This window comes from Paenibacillus sp. ISL-20 (genome assembly GCF_018613005.1).
Lineage (GTDB): Bacteria > Bacillota > Bacilli > Paenibacillales > Paenibacillaceae > Paenibacillus_AQ.
In genome coordinates, this window is sequence record NZ_JAGGRD010000001.1 from 132,940 (window position 1) to 148,978 (window position 16,039).

Here is a 16,039-nt window from a genome sequence, read left to right on the forward strand (position 1 = left end):
GCTCCCTTTAGTGTTCATAGGATTAAACCAATTGCTTACGAACTTTTAAATAACGGTACAGAATGATGCCGAAGAGTGAGCATAGGATGGCACACAATCCGATAAAGCCATAGCCAGCCTGCAGCCCGCGCAGCAATCCGAGCTCTGTCCCGCTGCCGTACATTTGCTTGAATCCGTTCGTGATCGCTCCGATTGCGTAGTTGCCGATAACGCTGCCGACTCCCATCATCGTGACGATGAACGTAATCGCGGTGTCGCTCTCGTTCGGATATCTTTTGGCAATAAGAGCCATGACCGTCGGATAAATCGGAGCAATTCCAATACCGGCAGCCGCAAACAGGAAGGCATAGGATTCCCCGCCAAAGATTGCGACAAACGTACATACTCCGGTCAACGCCGACAGGATGATGATGGACAGCGTGAAGCCGATCCGGTCCGTTATCGGGCCAAGCAGCAGGCGTGCTGCCGAGAAGCAGAGGAAGAAGGCGGACAGCATCCCGGCTGCTGCCGTAGGTTCCCATTTGTATGATTTTTCAAGAAAGTTTACGAGCCAACCGCCAACCGCCATCTCCGATACGACACCGAAGGATAGAATCATGACGACCAGCCACAGCGCGGGATCTTTAACTAATAACTTAAGCGGAGTTCGTTCCGTTTCGGACAGATCGTCACCGGGGAACTTACTCATGAGTGCCGGGATCATCGGCAGTATGGATAACATCAGCATAGCCAGATACATGCCTCGCCAGTCCAGCGTGTAATTAAACACGCTTACGGTCATGAGGCCGGATGCAATCATTGGCGCCACGGTTGAGCTGATTCCGTAGAAGAAATGGGACAGGTTCATCATCGTGCCTGTGTTTCGCACAAAGATCCGGGCCGCCAATATAGCGAGGCCGATCTCCAGCATACCGTTTCCAATGTACATGAAGAAGTAGGACGCGGTAAACATTGGGTAGCTGTGCGACAGGAAGATGAACACACCCGAGAGAGCCATCGAACCGAAGGCAGCCATGCTGACCCACTTGATCCCGATCTTCCGGGTTAACAGCGCGGTGAAAGAGCAGGCAATTAAGTACCCGAGCGCGTTCAGCGATAGCAAGGTACCGATCTGCATTTCATCCAGGTTGAAGTCGAATTGAATTCTTGGAATGGCGGGTCCCTTAATATTTTCCGATATTCCGAAAATGATAAAGCCGAGAAAGATGGTTGCCAAATGAAGGGTGTAGTCTTTGCTGAATTTAGGTTTTGCTTTCGTTTGAAGGTCTGTATTCACGGTTATTCCCCAATCGTCATCGTTGAATTTTACATTGCACTTGTATCGGATATCATCATATCCAGAGCAAGCCGTTGCAGGCCGGCTATATAGTCATGTTCCCACTCGCGAAGCAGCATTTCGGGCAGATGCCGCTTCGGTACGTAGGCGGAAGCCCGGTCTTTAACGGAGAGCAGGGTGGAGGGCAGGAGGTTATGCTCACACCACAGAATGGCATCCGGATTGAGAATCGCGGTGAAGGCGGCGCTTAATCGGCTTAACGCATCGATTTGCTCCTCATCCGGCTCGATGAGACTGCTCATGACGGAACTTTTACGTTCCAATACATCATGAAAATTGTTGTCTTTGCTCATCGGTACATAGCCGATCTCACCCGTGAAGAACGTCCTGCCCCGAACGACGTTTCCATTGATCAGCAGCCCCGCCCCCGGACCATTATGTCCCAGATACACGTATACCAGGGAAGCTTCCTCCGAGCGGCTCAAATTCTGATAGCCAAGCACGGCCGCATTCATGTCATTCTCCACGATGACAGGAATGGAAAACAGGTTCTCCAGGTAAGATTTGAGGTCGTAATCCTGAAATGTCCCGTACAGCGGTACGTGAAAAATGACGCCATCTCGCACCGCAGCCGGCATGCCGACCGCAATCGAGCGGATCTTAGGATAACGGTGGATCCAGCTTCCTAGCTGGGAAGCCAGCGCTTCCGGTCCAAGCTGGAGTATGCCGTCTTCAGCTTTCCGTTCGATCAGATCGCCGTTCCAATTAATAATGGTATATACGCTCTGCTCCTTCTCATAATAAACGGCGAGACCCAGCATATAGTCCGGGTTAAAAGCGTAGCGGTTTGCACGCCTGCCGCCGCTGGACTCATCCAGTCCGAGCAGGGTGACCTCGCCTTCCTGCGCCATCTGTTCCAGAACTTTGCTCACCGTAGGAAAGCTGATGCCGAGCCGATCACTTAGCTCCGCTTTGGTTCCACTGCCGAGCTCCAGCAGGGAAGATCGGAGCGCGCGCCGCACGGCGTATTTCATGGATTGCGGTGTGGGTAAAGCTTCTTTGCGCGTTGTCATCACCACTACCCCTCTTTTTAAACGAGTTTAATAAGTGTCTGGAGATGATTATTGCATATCTCAAATGATGGTGCAAGAACAATTTTGCAGCATGAAATCGGAGGATATCAGGAGGACAGAAAAAGAACGTTCGCAACAAAGGATAATGGATGCGGACGCTCTAATACTAGAAGCAGTATGAGATTATCGCAGAAGCATGATGGTACCGCCGAGGATTGATCGGCATCAGGATCATGGAGAACCGCAGCAGCGTTCTGGGTGCCCTATTATACATGAAATTAGATCAAGGCGGTTGACAACAGTAAGGCTCCATGAGAAAATGTACGCGCGTACATAAATTGCAGGAGGCTTGATGAATATCGCTAGTCGTAAAGAAGTTGCACAGCTTGCCGGCGTTTCGGAAGCAACGGTATCCCGTGTACTGAACGGGGTCGGACCAATCAAGGAGGAGACCAAGCAGCGGGTGCTGGAAGCGGCGGATCAGCTCGGGTATACCCCGAGTGCGCTTGCCCGAAGTTTTGCCCGTCGAAGAAGCGGTAACCTGGGCGTCGTTATGCCCTATCTGCCGAAGGCTCGTATATTCTCCGCTTACTATTTTTCCGAAATATTGAGCGGTATTGGCAGTAAGGCGTTGGAGAGTCAATATGACCTGTTGATGCTGTTCCGCGAGCCTGGCGGTTCGATGGACTACTTGAACCTGTTCCGAACCCAGAAAGTTGATGCCTGCATTATTCTGGGCGCCCGGGATGATGAAAGCGAACGTGCGGCCATCAAACAGTTGAGTGAAGCGGATCAACCCTATTGCCTGATTAATCAATACTTTGACGGTGAGGCGTTTCACGTTATGGATGCCGATCATGTGGATGGAAGCTATCAAGCCGTTCATCACTTGACGCAGCAGGGATTCCGGAAGATTGCTTTTCTGAATGGGCCACCTCAGTATTCCAACAGTCGCGACCGGTTGAAGGGGTACGCCCGGGCACTGAATGAAGCGGGAATCGTGCTGGATGAATCCTTGCTGTTCGAAGGCAACTTCAGCCGCAAAAGCGGTTATGCCGCAGCCGAGTTAATCGCCGGGAAGTTGGACCGGATTGAAGCCGTATTTGCCGCCAATGACCGCATGGCGATTGGACTTCAGCAGGGCCTGCGTGCGTTAGGCATTTCAGAAGAGCGAATGCCTGCTTTTGTCGGGTATGACGATTCGGATGCCGCCGAGCTGTGTACTCCGCCGCTTACCAGCGTGAGAGTTCCGTTCTATGAACTGGGATGCCTTGCTGCGGAGCATGTGCTTCGCATGCTGGACGCCTCCGATTTGCCAGAAGGTACCGTTACGAACGCAGTGCTTCATCGCCAACTGCCAACTCGCCTGGTAGTCCGTGGATCTTCGCTTCATCGAAATCAATGAACCCTTATTCAAGGAGGAATGAAGGATGAAACAATTACGTGTCGGCATGGTTGGTTATAAATTTATGGGTAAAGCTCACAGCAATGCGTACCGGAGCCTTCCGATGTTTTTTCCGGAGGCGCTGAAGCCTGAAATGGTGGCAATCTGCGGCCGCAATGTGTCGGCCGTGCAAGCAGCAGCGGATCAGTTGGGCTGGAGTGAAAGCGTTACCGATTGGAAGGAACTTGTCCATCGGGAAGATATCGATCTGATCGATATCAATGCTCCAAGCGATGCCCATAAGGAGATTGCCATTGCCGCGGCCAAGGCGGGCAAGCATATATTTTGCGAGAAGCCGCTTGCTTTGACCTTGGCGGACGCCAGAGAGATGCTGCAGGCTGCGCAAGAAGCGGGAATCACCCATATGGTCGGGTTTAACTATAGATTTTCGCCAGCCGTAAGACTGGCCAAGAAGCTGATTGAAAGTGGAAGATTGGGTCAGATCTATCATTTTCGCGCCTGGTTTTTGCAGGATTGGATCATGGATCCGCAGTTCCCGTTGGTATGGAGGTTGCAGAAGGAAGTGGCCGGATCCGGATCGCACGGGGATCTTGGCGCTCACCTGATCGATCTCGCCCATTATCTGGTCGGCGATATGCAGGAAGTGATTGGAATGAGTGAGACCTTTATCAAGGAGCGTCCTATTGCCAGCGAAATGACCGGGTTAAGCGCAAAAGGAAGCACAGGCGGTCCCATGGGGAAAGTGACAGTAGATGACGCTACGCTGTTCATGACCCGCTTTGAGAACGGGGCGCTGGGCAGCTTTGAGGCGACGCGCTTTGCTGCGGGTCACCGCAGCACCAACTCCTTTGAGATCAACGGCAGCTTGGGCAGTGTTAAATTCGATTTTGAACGGATGAATGAGCTGGAGGTTTACTTTACATCCGACGCTGAGGACGTTCAGGGCTTCCGCCGCGTATTGGCAACCGATCCCGTTCACGATTATATGGAAGCATGGTGGCCGCCGGGACATACGATCGGTTTCGAGCACACCTTTACGCATGAAATTTTGGAGCTATCGACCGCTATATCGGAAGGAAGGCAGCCTGTGCCCAATTTCGAGGATGGCGTGAAATGTCAGGCAGTGCTGGAAGCCGTTGATAAATCCATTGAAGAGCGCCGCTGGGTGCAGCTGTCGGAAATGTAATCAAGTCATTCGGCCAATCTTAGCCGGACACATAAAAAAAGGAGTGCTATCATGAAAAAGGCTTTAATTGTATGGGGCGGCTGGGACGGACATGAACCCGAGCAGGTTGCCGGCATTTTCGCGGAATTGCTTCGGGATGAGCAATATGAGGTAGAAGTATCCGACACGCTGGAAGTTTTTAATGATGCAGAGAAGCTTCAAGCCTTGGATCTGATCGTGCCGGTATGGACGATGGGGGAAATATCGAAGGAGCAGGTGGAGAACGTATCGCTTGCCGTGCAGAAGGGAACCGGTTTGGCGGGCTGCCACGGCGGCATGTGTGATTCGTTCCGCAACAATGTGGATTGGCAGTTCATGACAGGAGGAAACTGGGTTGCGCATCCAGGCAACGACGGCGTGAAATACCGGGTTGAGATTAAATCGAGCTCCAGCCCGCTGGTAGCAGGAATGCAGGATTTCACGGTGGCCTCCGAGCAGTATTATCTGCATGTGGATCCGGCCGTTGAAGTGCTGGCAACCACTCGTTTTCCGGTTGCGGCCGGACCACACCTGCTGAACAAAGCGGTCGACATGCCGGTGGCGTGGACGAAGCGTTGGGGATATGGACGGGTCTATTACAATTCCCTCGGCCATCATGCCGATATCGTGGAGATGCCGCAGGTGAAGGAAATGATGCGCAGGGGATTGCTTTGGGCTGCTGAAGGCAAAGCGTTGTATTCGGGTTCGGACATGAGTGTGTTTACGGAAGGTCAAGGCTACACAGGCATGGGAGACAGCCAATAAGGCAGAAGGAGACTTGGATCATGAAGAAAGTAAAGGTTGGCATCATCGGCTGCGGAAAAATCAGCGGCATATATATGGAAAACTGCCATAAGTTCGATATCCTGGAACTGACGGCTTGTGCGGATATCGATCGTGCCCGTGCCGAGGAACAGGCTGCCAAGTATAATATCCCGAATGTATACACCACCGAGGAACTGCTTGCAGATCCGGAGATTGAGCTGGTCATTAATCTGACGATACCTGCGCTTCACGCGCAAATTATGCTGGATGCACTGCAAGCCGGCAAGCATGTGTACGTGGAAAAGCCGCTTGGCGTAACCCGAGAAGAGGGTAAGGCGGTGCTGGATATGGCTGCGTCCAAGGGGCTGCTTGTCGGATGTGCTCCTGAGACATTCCTTGGAGCCGGTATCCAAACGGCACTGAAACTCATTGAAGACGGACGCATCGGCAAGCCGATTGCAGCGACCGCATTTATGATGAGCCGCGGACACGAGCATTGGCATCCTGATCCGGAATTTTATTATGCCGCTGGCGGTGGTCCGATGTTTGACATGGGGCCTTACTACCTAACAGCGCTGGTTCAGCTGCTGGGACCAATCCGCCGTATTAGCGGCATGACCGGAACGGCCCTTACGGAGCGGATGATTACCAGTGAGAAGAAACAGGGTCAGAAGATTCAGGTGGACATTCCTACTCACGTGGCTGGACTTATGGAGTTTCATAACGGTGCGATTGGCACACTGATTACGAGTTTTGATGTATTTGGAGGGAGCACGCTTCCTAATATTGAAATCTACGGCACCAAGGGTACAATGCTCGTCCCAGATCCCAACGGCTTTGGCGGCTCGGTTCAATATCGGTTGACCGGAGAAACCGAGTGGACGGAAGAACCATTGCTTCCGGGGTATAACGAGAATACAAGAGGGATCGGCCCAGCGGATATGGCCTATGCTATCCGCAGCGGGAGAGCTCACCGTGCGAGTGGCGAGCTTGCCTACCATGTGCTTGAAGCTATGTGGGGATTCCATGATGCTTCCGATGAAGGCAAGCGCTATGAGATGGTCAGCACCTGTGACATCCCGGCACCGCTGCCGCTTGATTTGCAGAAGTATACGCTTGATCAATAACAGGATGATCTAAAAAGCGGCTTAACCCGAAAGGTCCAAGCGGACCTCGGAGTAAGCCGCTTTATGCTGCGCACGGATACGTCCATCATATAAACGAAGATGATTATTGAGAGCACGTATAACTTACGGTCATTCTTTGACGACAAGACCGAATATTTTGGTTAACGGGATAGCTTGATGCGGTGAAATGATGCATCCTTGAAGATCCTCCAGGGTCACGCCAATATTATGGAAATCCGTTCGGCTTAAGTCGATCCCCGCAAGCTTCGTACCGGAGAACTGCGATTGGTCGATCTGACAATCCACAAATTCCACCTTGCTTAATTCGGAATGATAAAAATCCGACTTTAAGAGCGAGGTGGATTGGAATGACACCTGCTTCATGTTAGCAAAACGGAACGTAGCGTAGTCGCCCGTACAATGATCGAAGACGACATTACGGATGGTGGCTGCCGTCAAGTCGAGCCCCAGAATTTTGCAATGATTGAATTGTACGCGGTACATAATGGCCTCACTGAGATCTACGTTGGACAAGTCGCAATGGTTAAATACCAGATCCGTTAGTTCGGCATGGTGGAGCGTGACGTGCTGGAACGTAACGTTATGGAATATCATTTGATCGAATTGAACCTTATCGGCTGAAATATAAGACAGGGTCTCGTCCTGACAAGTGGATTGAATGAACGAGGATTCATCGTCAACGCCGGCATCGGATAGAATCATAGGCTCAAGCTGTTTGGGGAGCTTGGGTTTCACAATTTTGACTGGAGGGGATGGACTGGCTGTATTGCTGTTGGTATGGTTTTCGCTTTTGGATGACATGATTTCTCCTCCGAACATAGAAATAAGTATAGAGATGAGAACTTATAAGAATAACTTCCATCGACGTACTTTCTCAGAAGACAGACCGCATACACGAGTTCTGAATAAACCTGATTATGTTGTATAGAAGTATATCATGTCCTTATCCGATTGTCCGGTCCCTGGAATTGATGGCGGCGTCCAAGGTTCCGCCGAGCCGATTCGGAGACCATGCCAGCAGACTGACACGGCCATTGCCCGTTAGATCGCCAATGAGAGGTGTCATTGATTCACCGGCAACCCAAGGCCCAAACCGTACTTCCTGCCGCCCGAAGGCGGTTCCCGAGCTATAGAGAACGAGCCATTTCCCTACGATATGTTCAACGAGAATCAAATCTTTCAGCCCATCCCCATCCACGTCACCTAACATCACAGATATGGGTGAACCGATGGAATCTTTGTCAGAATACCAATTTCCGGCGTCCACGAGCTGTTTTCCGCTGCTTAACCAGACCTGGCATGTGCCTGAGTCGGAGTTCCACACAACCAGGTCATCCAGTCCATCGCCATTCACATCTCCTATGGAGGGAATCACGCCTTCACCCTGTACGGAAACCTCATGCTGAATTAGGGGAGAATAAAAATGACACCCGGAGCTATAAGCAATGGCGGCTTTTCCTGTGACAGGGTCCCATAGAAATAAATCATGTCTGCCGTCCCCGTCCAAATCCCCCGTAAGAGCTTTCCAGTCCACGGCTCCAAATTCACAGAGCCAATGACCCGATGGTACTAAACGGCTGCCTGAACCTAAGGCAACCTCACAGATCCCCAGCTCCGCATGCCATACAGCCGCATCGACGCTGCCATCTCCATCATAATCGCCTGCCATCGCAGTTCCACCGGGGTAAAGCGGCCAGTCTGCCAACAGCGGGCGTATATACTGTATGCCATTATGGATTTTAATGGGGGACAAGACCCCAAAAGTAGCGGCGTACCATAGGTTGTTGGCCTCGTCCCGGACGATCCATCGATCCGGCTGCTCTTTCCTCGTGGCGTGCAGAAACTTAGGGCGATTCATGGTCGACCTGTCCTGCCATCGGGTTTCCCTGAAATCCGGTATGAAGGGCAAGATTGAGGTTATGGTCACAAACGATTTACGCTCCCTATTAAAGGACTGAATGATTCTTCTAAGGGGCGAATGCTCTTCATAATGTACAGTGCCGTCAGCAAGGAAACGGATATAGGGGAATTCGAGATAGGGGTGGTAGAAGAACGAGGCCAGTTCACGATCGCCTGTGAAATCCTGTAATGTCCGTTCCATACGAGTGACTTCTTCCTCGATCTTGTCACCTGCCACATAATAAAGCGGAGTGGGAACGTAGATCGTTCCGTTTGTCATCGGATCGTCCGGGGTGTGCTGGAGTGCGGCTCTCCTTGCATCAGGGCTGGAAGGCGGAGATTCATAGAGGATGCCGTTACATATCTCAATAATATGACGCTGGACAGATGAAGCGGTATAATGGGGAGTTTCGTACCAGACCGCTGTAAGACCAGCCGCTTGAAACCTTTTATGAGCTCGTTGTACCCGCTGATAAGCATAGGATTGCTGCAGCTGCCGGAGCGAATGGAGCGCCTCGGGCGGATCATCCGGAGGACAATTGGTGCAACATTCGGGATAAGCAAATTCGAATCCGTCGCCGCTTACCGATTCCCCGTACTGATGCGTATATCCATGAATACCTAGCGAGGCTCCAAGGGCTACCATCCTTCGTAGCAGCCTTGCAAATCGAAGGGGAACTTCATCATGCAGATCATCTATCGATCGATCCACACGGTGCACCGGATCGACATATCGCGGAATGACGGCCAGGTGAAAGGGGATCTGTTGATGATGCAGGAACTGTGCGATGACCAGCAGCTTCGCCTGTTGTTCCTCCGTCTCATACCAGCCGCCCGGTCCGATATCTTCAAGCCGTATCAATGCTTTATTCATCAAGATGCCCTCCTTCCATGGGTAGCTGCTCGGAGTACCGATCTCGATATATGTATGCCGGGAATGGGCATTGCGTCATCAGGGATGAAGCGTTCATAAAAAAGAGGATCGCAGACTGTGTCCGCGAATACATAGAGATTAAGATATGAGCAGGAGGAAGAGGAAGTTTATGCATATTAGACACGCAAATGAACATGATGTTGCAGGCATCGCTAACGTCCACGTGAATAGCTGGAAAACGACGTATAAAGGAATCGTGGATGATAGCTTCTTAGAAAATTTGTCTGCTGCGGATCGGATAGAAGGCTGGCGCTGGAAGCTTGCCAATATGCCGGAGGACGAACAACTGCTGGTCATTGCAGATGAAGATGGCGAGGTATACGGGTTCATGTCTTACGGCACGGAGCGAGAGCAGAAGATTTCTCATGAAGGAGAACTTTACGCGATCTATCTTTTGGAAGAGCTTCAGGGGAAGGGCTGGGGGAAGCAGCTGTTTGCGAGGCTGAAGGAATTTCTGCAAGTTAGAGGATATCGTTCATTATTGGTCTGGGTGTTGGAAGGCAATAAGGCTGAGCATTTTTATAAATATATGGGCGGCCAGGAACTGAAACGAAAAGAGATTGTCATCGGCGGAAAAACACATACTGAAACGGCGCTGCTGTGGAGTTCCATTGACCGTATTCGGTCCTTCTCTTAAAAAGCGCTCCGCTTAAGTTTACATTGGTGAGGGAATCTACTATGATGGAAATATACCCTGGTGGGTAATTGCGATGCTTACAATTGCTTTGCCGACCTGAGGAGGTTCGCATTTGAGTATAATTCCGATAGGTCCTTTTATGGTGAGGGCCGACATTGTGATTTTTCTGATCTGCGCGGCGGCTGGTTTCGCTGCGCTTCGAATTCGTTTGCGTCAGATGCCGGAGCGGGAATGGATCCTGGACACCTATTTATCTGTACTTATCATCGGTTTTATTTCATGGAAATTCGGGATGCTGGTGTTCGATCCGATCCGCACCTTGCAGCATCCGACCTCGCTTATTTACATGACGGGCGGAACGAAGGGGATATGGCTTGGGGTCGTTCTATCCCTGATCTACATAGCTCTGCGCTGGAACAAGAATAGAAAAGATTCAGGTCTACTGCTGAAGTCCGCTCTGTTGTCGGCATTCGCGAGCGGATGGGCCGGGTATGTATTTCAGTGGTTGTGGGCGGACGGGGCTGGTCTAAACTCTTCCTTATTCTATATGCTATTATTCGGTACATTGCTGACGATGAGCTGGCTTCAATTCCATTCCCCTCTCACCCGTTTTCTTACCCTGGGATTAGGGAGAAATGGAGCGGTGCTGCTCATCATAGGCGCTCTTTTCGTGTGGGTAATCTATGACTTCGCTTCTACCTCGGTAAGCCAGCGAGAAGCGATCGTATCTCCGAATGTAGAAGGCAAACCGGAAGCCGTTGCTGAAGGGTTGAAGCCCGGGCTTCGCGCACCGGATTTTACGCTGATGAATCGGGAAGGGCAGGAGATCAAACTGTCCGATTATCGAGGGCAAACCGTTCTTCTGAACTTCTGGGCATCCTGGTGTCCGCCTTGCAAGGTAGAAATGCCTTATATGCAGGATTTTTACGATAAACATCAGGATGAGAACGTGATAATACTAGCTGTAAATATGACGCATCTGGAAAATAGCATGAGTGAGGTACAGTCTTTTGTCGAGCAGAACGGTTTAACCTTTCCTGTCCTATACGACCCGAACGGAGCAAGCACCAGACGGTACGAGGTGGTAGCCTATCCGACCACCTACGTCATCTCGCCGGACGGTCTGATATCTGAGCGGTTTCAAGGCGCGGTTGACGAAGATTTAATGGTTAGAGCCTACCGAAAAGCTAGCGCGATTAAGTGAGGTTAAATGGCGGATTTTTGGAGATGTGGTCACCTATCTCTGCCGCCTTCTCCCCAGGCGGAATATAATACACAAACGCTGGGGAGGGGGAAAATAAGTGCAACCAATACCAATTTCGGCAGAAGGATGCAGAGGTTACGTCGGCAAAACCGTTTGCTGCGTCATGCGTGATGGAAGGGAAGTCGTGGGGACTATTCGCGGTGTACATGATCGAGGTCTTGAACTCGAATTTGCGAACCCATCCGTATTTACATTGTCGACAAAGGGTAAAAAGGGCAAAAAGGGCAAAAAATCTTCGAAATCAGCAAAAGGCGGTGTACAAACGTCCGCATTTGGACCTTACGGCTACGGCGGTGGCTATGGAGGATACGGTGGATACGGCTGGGGAGCCAATGTGTTTGCTTGGGAAGCCATAGCGCTGTTGTTCCTCATTCCGTTCTTGTTTATCTAAACGGGTCATAGACTTTAGATCACTGGCGCAGTGTTTTTATAGAAGAGACAGGTGGGAATATCCCAGTACTGTTTCTTTTTTTTTTGCAAGTCTTATACATTACGTGTGGATTGGGCATGGTGGACGGGTTCAGCGGTTGCATTGGCCATATAACTGGCGTGAATGCGACGAGAAGGCAGCTACCCGCCAGAATTGGAAGCAAGGACCATTCGGCGATGGAGTATCCAAGAAACGTCTGCCATCCGATGGCGATTAATCCGAGCAAATATGCCAGACCGCTAATATGGATGAGGATCGGTTTAACTGCAGGATTGACGGATTTCCTCATAGACAGCCACGCCACAAAAGGGATCGCTTGCAGTGCATGAAACCCTAGTCCGTGCAGCCAGATGATATTGCCGCCGATCCCGGTAAAGCGTCCCGCATTGATGGAGATCCATATGCCGGCTGCAAAAGATACCAGCACCGCGATCATGGCATAACGAATGCCGAGTCCGAGTTCCGGATGGGCTTCTATTACACGCTTGCGGAAGTACTGGGTGCCAAGGATCAGGTAGAACACGACAAGCAGCATCGCAACGGCAGGGAAAATAGTTGAGATGACATGATCAAAGGTCGAGCCGTTCTGAACGAATCGCGGATCGACACCGCGGAAATTTTGAACGGTTTCGGCGAAGTAGGAGAACAGAACGAGCGGAATATAGCACCAGCGGTAGAACGATTTGCTTCGTGGCCTCATACCGGAAACCGGCAAAATGATTGCGGTTGAAACGATGAAGATCCCCAGGGCCGCGTTGAAGGAAAACGCTTTGGAGATATCTCCATCCGGCGAGACAGGCCCTCCATTCAGCAATACCCATATCCCGCATACTCCGGCTAACAAAAACCCGAGCAGCCCCGTCAGCAAAAGCCAAGTCTCCTGCTTATACAGCTTGAACGCCCAGTTCGTCGTTTCACGTGCAAGTTGATTCATATGAATGACACCCTCTCCGTAATGATGAATTGTTTATAATTTACAGGAGAATGGGGGTGACTTTAACGGGCTGGGGATGTAACAGGACCCTGTACCCCGGAATGATCTCTGGGCTGGACTAAAGCCGGGGATGAAGCAAGTGTTATTCAGGATAGGAGAGAAAGGATGCCAGTTCTTTTTTACTAGATTAGCCACTAAGAAATAAACCTCTCGCTTGATTGCTCCTTTCCTGTATACCTACTAAAATTGTAAAATGTGGTTATTCACGCGGTAGAACGGATTAAGTAGGTTATGGAATTGAAATTTGCACGTAGACTGCCTAAAGAGCAGAGGCAGTAAGACAGAAGGGGCGTCCATATTTATGTCCAATCGAATTTTAGTTACACCCGAGCAATTGGAGTACCGCTCGTAGTGTCGATTGTATATTGGATCGGTAAAAAAATATTGAAGGGTTGATATATATGGAACAGCATGATGAAACGGAACAGAAGCTGCTGCCAATTGGATCTGTAGTCAAGTTCAAAGAATGGGACCAGACGCTGATGATCTATGGCCGAATGCAGAACGATTCCAAGACGTTGAAGCGTTGGGATTACGTGGCCTGCTTCTATCCTCACGGGAATCTTACCGCAGATTCCAATATCTTTTTCAACCATAAGGACATTTCGGAAGTTGTCTTTATGGGTTATGTCAATGAGGATGAAATCGCCTTTCGTGCTGCCTTAATGGAAGGAATTGCGAAGGCGGATCAAATGGCAGCCCAGCCGCAGGCTCAGACCCATAGTAAATCGTAAAATAGCAGCTCTGTCTAGAGGTAACTCTGGCAGGGGTGTTTTTTTGTTTGCTACAGATTTATAAGATGGAATTCTGAATATACGCATATAAATCTTTGTTTATTTTTGAAAATACACTATTCAAAGATAAACGGGCGTGATATTATGGGAAACAAATGAAAGCAAATTCATATGGTCAATCGGAGGGGAAACTTCATGGTTCAAAGCTTATGGGAACAGTCAAAGGCACAGCAGGCACAACATACATTGGATGAGCTCGTCTACCGTTCGAATTTGATCGGTTCCGACCGGCGCGTATGCAACTGGGGCGGCGGCAATACATCCAGCAAAACAACAATTCAGGATTTTCGCGGCAAAGACATAGAGGTTATGTACGTGAAAGGCAGCGGATCCGATCTGGCTACCATGAAAGCGGGTAATTTCACAGGCTTGCGCATGGAAGATATTCGGCCGTTATTCGAAAGGGATTCGATGTCGGATGAGGAAATGGTGGCTTATCTGGGGCATTGCATGGTCGATGCGAAGCACCCGCGTGCATCCATTGAAACGCTGCTGCATGCGTTCTTGCCGTTTCAGCATGTGGACCATACCCACCCGGATGCCATTATCAGCTTATGCTGCGCCCATAACGGCAAAGAATTAGCACGGGAGATCTTTGGCGACCGATTTGTGTGGGTTCCTTATGTTCGTCCCGGATTTACCTTGTCGAAGATGATTGCCGAAGGGGTGTTGGCTAATCCGAAGGCCGAGCTGGTACTGATGGAGAAGCATGGACTTGTCACTTGGGGTGATACATCGGAAGCCTGTTACGCGCAAACGATTCGTATCATTAGTGAAGCGGAAGCCTTCATCGAAGCTCGAGTAGATAACGACAAGCTGTTTGGCGGCCGGAAGCATACACCGTTTGCCTCGGAAGTGCGTCGCAGCATCGCTGCCAAAGTGATGCCTGCCGTTCGCGGCGCCGTCAGCGACGTGAAGAAAATGATCCTGTCCTTCGACGATCAAGATGATGTACTGGACTTTGTCGGGGGTGCCGATTCGCCGAAGCTGTCCCAGATAGGCGCTGCTTGCCCCGATCATCTGGTTCATACCAAGGTAGTGCCTCTCTTCATTGATTGGACTCCTGACGCCGAAGATGTGGAAGGTCTTAAGGCAAAGCTTATCTATGGGATTGCTGCTTACAAAGAGCAGTATAAAGCTTATTTTGAACGCAACCATCATGAAGGGGACGTCATGTTCGAGGCGGCTCCACGCGTCATTCTTATTCCCGGTATCGGAATGATCAACACGGGCAAGAGCTGGGCGATGTCACAAGTCAGTGGCGCCCTGTATCATCGGGCGATTGCGGTCATGCGCGGTGCGACGGCTCTGGGCGATTTTGTATCCCTGAGTGAAAATGAATCCTACAACGTGGAGTATTGGCCGCTAGAATTGTATAAATTGAGTCTTGCACCGGCTGAGGCGGAGTTTTCCCGCCAGATCGCTTTTATCACCGGGGGAGCAGGCGGTATCGGAAGTGCCACAGCCCGCAGGCTGGTAGCTGAAGGCGCGCATGTTGTTTTGGCGGATTTGAACCTGGAAGGGGCGCAGCAGGTTGCCGAGGAGATCAACGCAAAATACGGGGAGAATCGGGCATTTGCTGTTAAAATGGATGTAACCGACGAAGAGGCCGTGAAGCGAGCCTATCGAGAAACCTCCATCACTTATGGCGGTGTTGATATTATCGTCAACAATGCGGGCCTTGCAACATCCAGCCCGTTTGACGAGACATCGCTGAAGGAATGGAACCTGAACATGAACGTGCTGGGCACAGGCTATTTTCTGGTTGCGCGGGAAGCCTTCTCGTTGATGAAGACACAGGGCGTTGGCGGAAGCATGGTGTTTGTCGGATCGAAGAATGCTGTCTATGCCGGCAAGAACGTGACCGCATACAGCTCTGCAAAAGCACTGGAGGCTCATCTGGCGCGCTGCATTGCTGCCGAAGGCGGAGAATACGGCATCCGTGTGAACACCATTCTGCCGGACGCCATTCTGCAAGGTTCCGCGATCTGGAATTCGAACTGGAGAAATGAGCGGGCAGCAGCTTACGGGATTGAACCCGATCAGCTGGAAGAGCACTATCGTAAACGCACGACGCTTCTTGTCAACATCTATCCGCAGGATATTGCCGAAGGCATCGCTTACTTTGCATCATCAAGATCTTCGAAGACGACCGGCTGCATGCTGACGATTGACGGCGGAGTGCCTGCTGCGTTTACTCGTTAATCGATTGAAGT

Annotated in this window: 14 protein-coding genes; 9 read left to right on the plus strand and 5 right to left on the minus strand. The window is 50.7% G+C overall.

Going from position 1 to position 16,039, the window contains the following annotated elements; genetic code table 11:
• Positions 1 to 22 precede the first annotated feature (22 nt).
• On the minus strand, positions 23 to 1,276 hold the full coding sequence (locus J7E85_RS00630; RefSeq protein ID WP_215153969.1) for an MFS transporter: 1,254 nt from the start codon (positions 1,274 to 1,276) through the stop codon (positions 23 to 25).
• Positions 1,277 to 1,305: 29 nt separating this feature from the next.
• Positions 1,306 to 2,349, minus strand: coding sequence for an ROK family transcriptional regulator (locus J7E85_RS00635; protein WP_251035353.1), 1,044 nt, complete (start codon positions 2,347 to 2,349; stop codon positions 1,306 to 1,308).
• A gap of 352 nt (positions 2,350 to 2,701) precedes the next feature.
• Here J7E85_RS00635 and J7E85_RS00640 point away from each other — a divergent pair, with 352 nt between their 5' ends.
• Genes J7E85_RS00640 through J7E85_RS00655 form a run of 4 tightly spaced genes read left to right on the plus strand, consistent with a single transcriptional unit; the run spans position 2,702 to position 6,850 of the window.
• The gene (locus J7E85_RS00640; RefSeq protein ID WP_215153972.1) at positions 2,702 to 3,754 is read left to right on the plus strand and encodes a LacI family DNA-binding transcriptional regulator; all 1,053 of its coding nucleotides are present in this window, start codon (positions 2,702 to 2,704) and stop codon (positions 3,752 to 3,754) included.
• Positions 3,755 to 3,779: 25 nt separating this feature from the next.
• A complete protein-coding gene (locus J7E85_RS00645) occupies positions 3,780 to 4,940 on the plus strand; it encodes a Gfo/Idh/MocA family protein (RefSeq protein WP_215153974.1) in 1,161 nt (386 codons plus the stop codon).
• A gap of 51 nt (positions 4,941 to 4,991) precedes the next feature.
• Positions 4,992 to 5,723 carry a ThuA domain-containing protein gene (locus tag J7E85_RS00650; protein WP_215153976.1) on the plus strand — a complete coding sequence of 244 codons (732 nt, stop codon included), beginning with the start codon at positions 4,992 to 4,994 and terminating at the stop codon, positions 5,721 to 5,723.
• A 20-nt stretch (positions 5,724 to 5,743) separates the two neighbouring features.
• Positions 5,744 to 6,850 carry a Gfo/Idh/MocA family protein gene (locus J7E85_RS00655; protein WP_215153978.1) on the plus strand — a complete coding sequence of 369 codons (1,107 nt, stop codon included), beginning with the start codon at positions 5,744 to 5,746 and terminating at the stop codon, positions 6,848 to 6,850.
• A 129-nt stretch (positions 6,851 to 6,979) separates the two neighbouring features.
• Here the strand turns inward: J7E85_RS00655 and J7E85_RS00660 are convergent, their stop codons facing one another.
• Both J7E85_RS00660 and J7E85_RS00665 read right to left on the minus strand, forming a co-directional pair.
• The gene (locus J7E85_RS00660) at positions 6,980 to 7,672 is read right to left on the minus strand and encodes a pentapeptide repeat-containing protein (RefSeq protein WP_215153980.1); all 693 of its coding nucleotides are present in this window, start codon (positions 7,670 to 7,672) and stop codon (positions 6,980 to 6,982) included.
• A 142-nt stretch (positions 7,673 to 7,814) separates the two neighbouring features.
• The gene (locus J7E85_RS00665) at positions 7,815 to 9,644 is read right to left on the minus strand and encodes a DUF2334 domain-containing protein (RefSeq protein ID WP_215153982.1); all 1,830 of its coding nucleotides are present in this window, start codon (positions 9,642 to 9,644) and stop codon (positions 7,815 to 7,817) included.
• Positions 9,645 to 9,813: 169 nt separating this feature from the next.
• Between J7E85_RS00665 and J7E85_RS00670 the strand changes: the two genes are divergently transcribed.
• The 3 genes from J7E85_RS00670 to J7E85_RS00680 all read left to right on the plus strand — a co-directional run bounded on the left by J7E85_RS00670 (position 9,814) and on the right by J7E85_RS00680 (position 11,996).
• Positions 9,814 to 10,341, plus strand: a complete 528-nt coding sequence (locus J7E85_RS00670; RefSeq protein WP_215153984.1) for a GNAT family N-acetyltransferase — start codon at positions 9,814 to 9,816, stop codon at positions 10,339 to 10,341.
• 112 nt (positions 10,342 to 10,453) lie between these two features.
• Positions 10,454 to 11,545, plus strand: a complete 1,092-nt coding sequence (locus tag J7E85_RS00675) for a redoxin domain-containing protein (protein ID WP_215153987.1) — start codon at positions 10,454 to 10,456, stop codon at positions 11,543 to 11,545.
• A gap of 97 nt (positions 11,546 to 11,642) precedes the next feature.
• On the plus strand, positions 11,643 to 11,996 hold the full coding sequence (locus tag J7E85_RS00680) for a hypothetical protein (RefSeq protein WP_215153988.1): 354 nt from the start codon (positions 11,643 to 11,645) through the stop codon (positions 11,994 to 11,996).
• 19 nt (positions 11,997 to 12,015) lie between these two features.
• Here the strand turns inward: J7E85_RS00680 and J7E85_RS00685 are convergent, their stop codons facing one another.
• On the minus strand, positions 12,016 to 12,969 hold the full coding sequence (locus tag J7E85_RS00685; RefSeq protein WP_251035354.1) for a hypothetical protein: 954 nt from the start codon (positions 12,967 to 12,969) through the stop codon (positions 12,016 to 12,018).
• A 461-nt stretch (positions 12,970 to 13,430) separates the two neighbouring features.
• Here J7E85_RS00685 and J7E85_RS00690 point away from each other — a divergent pair, with 461 nt between their 5' ends.
• Entirely contained in the window at positions 13,431 to 13,763 is a 333-nt protein-coding gene (locus J7E85_RS00690; RefSeq protein ID WP_215153989.1) for a DUF4176 domain-containing protein, read from the plus strand.
• Positions 13,764 to 13,958: 195 nt separating this feature from the next.
• Entirely contained in the window at positions 13,959 to 16,028 is a 2,070-nt protein-coding gene (locus tag J7E85_RS00695) for a bifunctional aldolase/short-chain dehydrogenase (RefSeq protein WP_215153990.1), read from the plus strand.
• Positions 16,029 to 16,039 lie beyond the last annotated feature (11 nt).

What these genes read in the sequence shown, in the direction of transcription:
- J7E85_RS00685 (WP_251035354.1), bottom strand. Translation starts at nt 12,969, where the DNA reads ATGAATCAACTTGCACGTGAAACGACGAACTGGGCGTTCAAGCTGTAT.
- J7E85_RS00665 (WP_215153982.1), bottom strand. Translation starts at nt 9,644, where the DNA reads ATGAATAAAGCATTGATACGGCTTGAAGATATCGGACCGGGCGGCTGG.
- J7E85_RS00695 (WP_215153990.1), top strand. Translation starts at nt 13,959, where the DNA reads ATGGTTCAAAGCTTATGGGAACAGTCAAAGGCACAGCAGGCACAACAT.
- J7E85_RS00660 (WP_215153980.1), bottom strand. Translation starts at nt 7,672, where the DNA reads ATGTCATCCAAAAGCGAAAACCATACCAACAGCAATACAGCCAGTCCA.
- J7E85_RS00655 (WP_215153978.1), top strand. Translation starts at nt 5,744, where the DNA reads ATGAAGAAAGTAAAGGTTGGCATCATCGGCTGCGGAAAAATCAGCGGC.
- J7E85_RS00645 (WP_215153974.1), top strand. Translation starts at nt 3,780, where the DNA reads ATGAAACAATTACGTGTCGGCATGGTTGGTTATAAATTTATGGGTAAA.
- J7E85_RS00690 (WP_215153989.1), top strand. Translation starts at nt 13,431, where the DNA reads ATGGAACAGCATGATGAAACGGAACAGAAGCTGCTGCCAATTGGATCT.
- J7E85_RS00640 (WP_215153972.1), top strand. Translation starts at nt 2,702, where the DNA reads ATGAATATCGCTAGTCGTAAAGAAGTTGCACAGCTTGCCGGCGTTTCG.
- J7E85_RS00650 (WP_215153976.1), top strand. Translation starts at nt 4,992, where the DNA reads ATGAAAAAGGCTTTAATTGTATGGGGCGGCTGGGACGGACATGAACCC.
- J7E85_RS00635 (WP_251035353.1), bottom strand. Translation starts at nt 2,349, where the DNA reads ATGACAACGCGCAAAGAAGCTTTACCCACACCGCAATCCATGAAATAC.
- J7E85_RS00670 (WP_215153984.1), top strand. Translation starts at nt 9,814, where the DNA reads ATGCATATTAGACACGCAAATGAACATGATGTTGCAGGCATCGCTAAC.